Raw genomic sequence first — 2527 nt, 5'->3', positions numbered from 1 at the left:
TAAATTCCGCCCAGTACGTTGCGTGATAAAATCCGCAAACTGTTCAGGTTTAATGCGTTTATTATTCATTTTAACTTCCTTTCTACCCAATAAAACAACCGCTGGCTACAAATAGCTCCGATGCTCAACCGCCACACCGATAATGCGAATATCTTGTTTCATTGAGCTGAGTGTCGGGAAGTCAGGATTAAGGGGGATTAATTCAAAATGAGGATTGCCGGATTCAGACCATTCGCCTAATTCTCGGTAACGTTTTAAGGTTGCTTCGCCTGTGCCATTGACCGCAGCAACATAATCGCCCGGGTGAGGACGTTTGCGAATATCAATTAACACCAGATCGCCTTCACTAAATTTAGGCTCCATCGACATTCCGGAAATTCTTAAAAAGAAAGCGTCCGGTCCGGCATCAATTTCAGTATCAATATAGTCATAGCCCTCCGAATCTTTGAAATCAAAGGCTTCTGTCCATAAACCCGCTTGTATATTGCTGATCAACGGATATGAGTTCGATTTTGTCGGTCTGGCAAGCTGAACGTTTGTATCAAAAGCAAGTGTTTCTGGAGAAACACCAAGCACTTTGCTGAGTATTTCAATATCATCAAGATCGGGAGTACGATTGTTTCTCTCATAATTAGCAATGCGAGATTGCCCCCATTTGTTATTTTTATCTCGATTATCTATTGATGTACATCTTTCAGCAACTTCATATTGGCTGATTCCTAGCTGTTCTCTGTAAGCCTTAATTCTACTACCTAAGGTTGTCATAGCACTCTCCTATTAGATTTTCCTCATTTTAACACGCTCCGTTATATCCTTGTAAATCACAAAATGAAATTTACAATTAGTTCATTTTGTGATTTAATTAAAAGATATAAATCACAAAGAGAAATTTGTATGAATAAGATAGCTGAAATACGAAACCAAATTGGTATAAGTCAAGCTCAGTTAGCTGTTCAGATTGGTTGGGGGCAACCAAGAATAGCTAACTATGAAACTGGAAATCGTACCCCATCTATTTACGTTGCTCAAAAAATTGTTGAGGGATTGAACGAATTAGGTGCAAACGTACGAATTGATGACGTTTTCCCCGTTGGCAACTAATTTACCCCAAGAGGCTTGCAATGCCACGCAATGAATTAACAAAAAATGCAAGAGCAATAGGACTGAGTGAATCACAATTTAGCCGTACATTTGCAGATAATGTGGAAATGGTGGCGGTGATTATTGATTACTTAAGTATTGAGCTTGCGGATAAAGACGAGTTACTAGAGCTGAAAGAGAAACGATATAAGCGAATAAATCTCGAAGAAGCGAAAACATAGAAGTTACCAACAATGAAAAATTTTTTAGAAAAATTCAATTTTTATTAGAGTGGCAATTTTTATGCTGCTTGCGTGGTGGGTTTTTAACAATTAAAAAACCACCGCTGTAACGGTGGCTCTTTAAAACTAAACAACGAAAGGTATTTTCGATGAATCAATTATTAAACATTTCAGAACAAAAAGCAAGCGTTGCGATAAGTAGTGTCGAAATCGCTCAATTGTGCGAGAAACGCCACGACCACGTTATGGTTGATATTCGCAAAATGTTAGCAGAGCTAAATTTGAACTCTCCCGAATTTTCGGGGCAGTACAAAACCAAAGACGGCAGAATGCAACCCTGCTACTTTCTTCCAAAACGAGAAACAATGATTTTAGTTTCAGGCTATCGCATTGAGCTGAGAGCCAAAATCATTGACCGCTTAGATGAGTTAGAAAAGCAACATCAGCCCTCTATTCCGAAAAATTACCCCGAGGCTCTGCGAATGGCAGCGGAGTTGGCGGAACAAAACCAAGTTTTATTGTTGGAAAAACAGCAGACTACCGCAGAAAACCACGCCTTGAAATCCTACTTTGAACCGGGTTTGACCCCTGCTCAGTTTGTAAAAGGGCTGAATGGCGTAAATAGTAACAAGATAAATGATTATTTACGTAGTCGAGGCTGGTTATACAAAGACAAGCATTGCTGGCGGGTGTTTAGCCACGTTCGGGATAAATATCTGACGGAGTCATTTAAGCGAATTGAAGTTGATCCTGTTGAACGTATTGAGATGGCCACCTATAAGCCAATTTTGCTTGAGAAAGGTGCTGTTAAGATTTTTGAAGCTTATTTACAAGCTAAGTTACCAATGAAAGCCGATTGGAATGGTAAATATTATCACAGTAAGGTGGCGGTATGAGATTTACATCAACAATAAACAACGTCCGCTTAGTGGAATGGGAAATAAATATTACACAAGGGGCATTGGTCGATTTAATCAATCAAGCCTCTAGTTGGGCTAAAGCAGTAGTGATTGATGGCATAACCTATTACTGGATGTCTTTTAGCAAGGTTTGCGAAGAGTTACCTGCGGTTTTTAGCAAAGAAGATACAGTTTACCGCCAATATAAAGCGTTGAAAGAAAAAGGCATTATCGACCACTTCAAAATGGACGGTAAAGATTATGTCCGTTTAACTGAAAAAGGTTGTGAATGGAATAAATTCGAGC

At 39.2% G+C, this 2527-nt stretch carries 4 protein-coding genes and 1 pseudogene; 4 read left to right on the top strand and 1 reads right to left on the bottom strand.

The window, feature by feature from the left end:
• Positions 1–105: 105 nt before the first annotated feature.
• On the bottom strand, positions 106–765 hold the full coding sequence (locus EDC41_RS13375; protein WP_006250079.1) for a helix-turn-helix domain-containing protein: 660 nt from the start codon (positions 763–765) through the stop codon (positions 106–108).
• A 129-nt stretch (positions 766–894) separates the two neighbouring features.
• On the opposite strand from EDC41_RS13375, the gene EDC41_RS13370 reads away from it, so the two are divergent.
• From EDC41_RS13370 to EDC41_RS13355, 4 genes and pseudogenes are all read left to right on the top strand, one after another.
• On the top strand, positions 895–1101 hold the full coding sequence (locus tag EDC41_RS13370) for a helix-turn-helix transcriptional regulator (RefSeq protein ID WP_006250080.1): 207 nt from the start codon (positions 895–897) through the stop codon (positions 1099–1101).
• Positions 1102–1121: 20 nt separating this feature from the next.
• A complete protein-coding gene (locus EDC41_RS13365; protein ID WP_115262505.1) occupies positions 1122–1322 on the top strand; it encodes a hypothetical protein in 201 nt (66 codons plus the stop codon).
• Positions 1323–1471: 149 nt separating this feature from the next.
• Positions 1472–2218: a Rha family transcriptional regulator gene (locus EDC41_RS13360; RefSeq protein ID WP_061887051.1), complete on the top strand. Its 747-nt coding sequence runs from the start codon at positions 1472–1474 to the stop codon at positions 2216–2218.
• Positions 2215–2527, top strand: a pseudogene (locus tag EDC41_RS13355) (conserved phage C-terminal domain-containing protein); the annotation flags it as partial. The gene EDC41_RS13360 and the pseudogene EDC41_RS13355, both read left to right, overlap by 4 nt.

It is taken from the genome of Mannheimia haemolytica (genome assembly GCF_004342115.1).
In the GTDB taxonomy this organism is placed as follows: domain Bacteria; phylum Pseudomonadota; class Gammaproteobacteria; order Enterobacterales; family Pasteurellaceae; genus Mannheimia; species Mannheimia haemolytica.
Note: the sequence above shows the minus strand (reverse complement) of the source record. Positions and strands in the feature narration are given on the sequence as shown.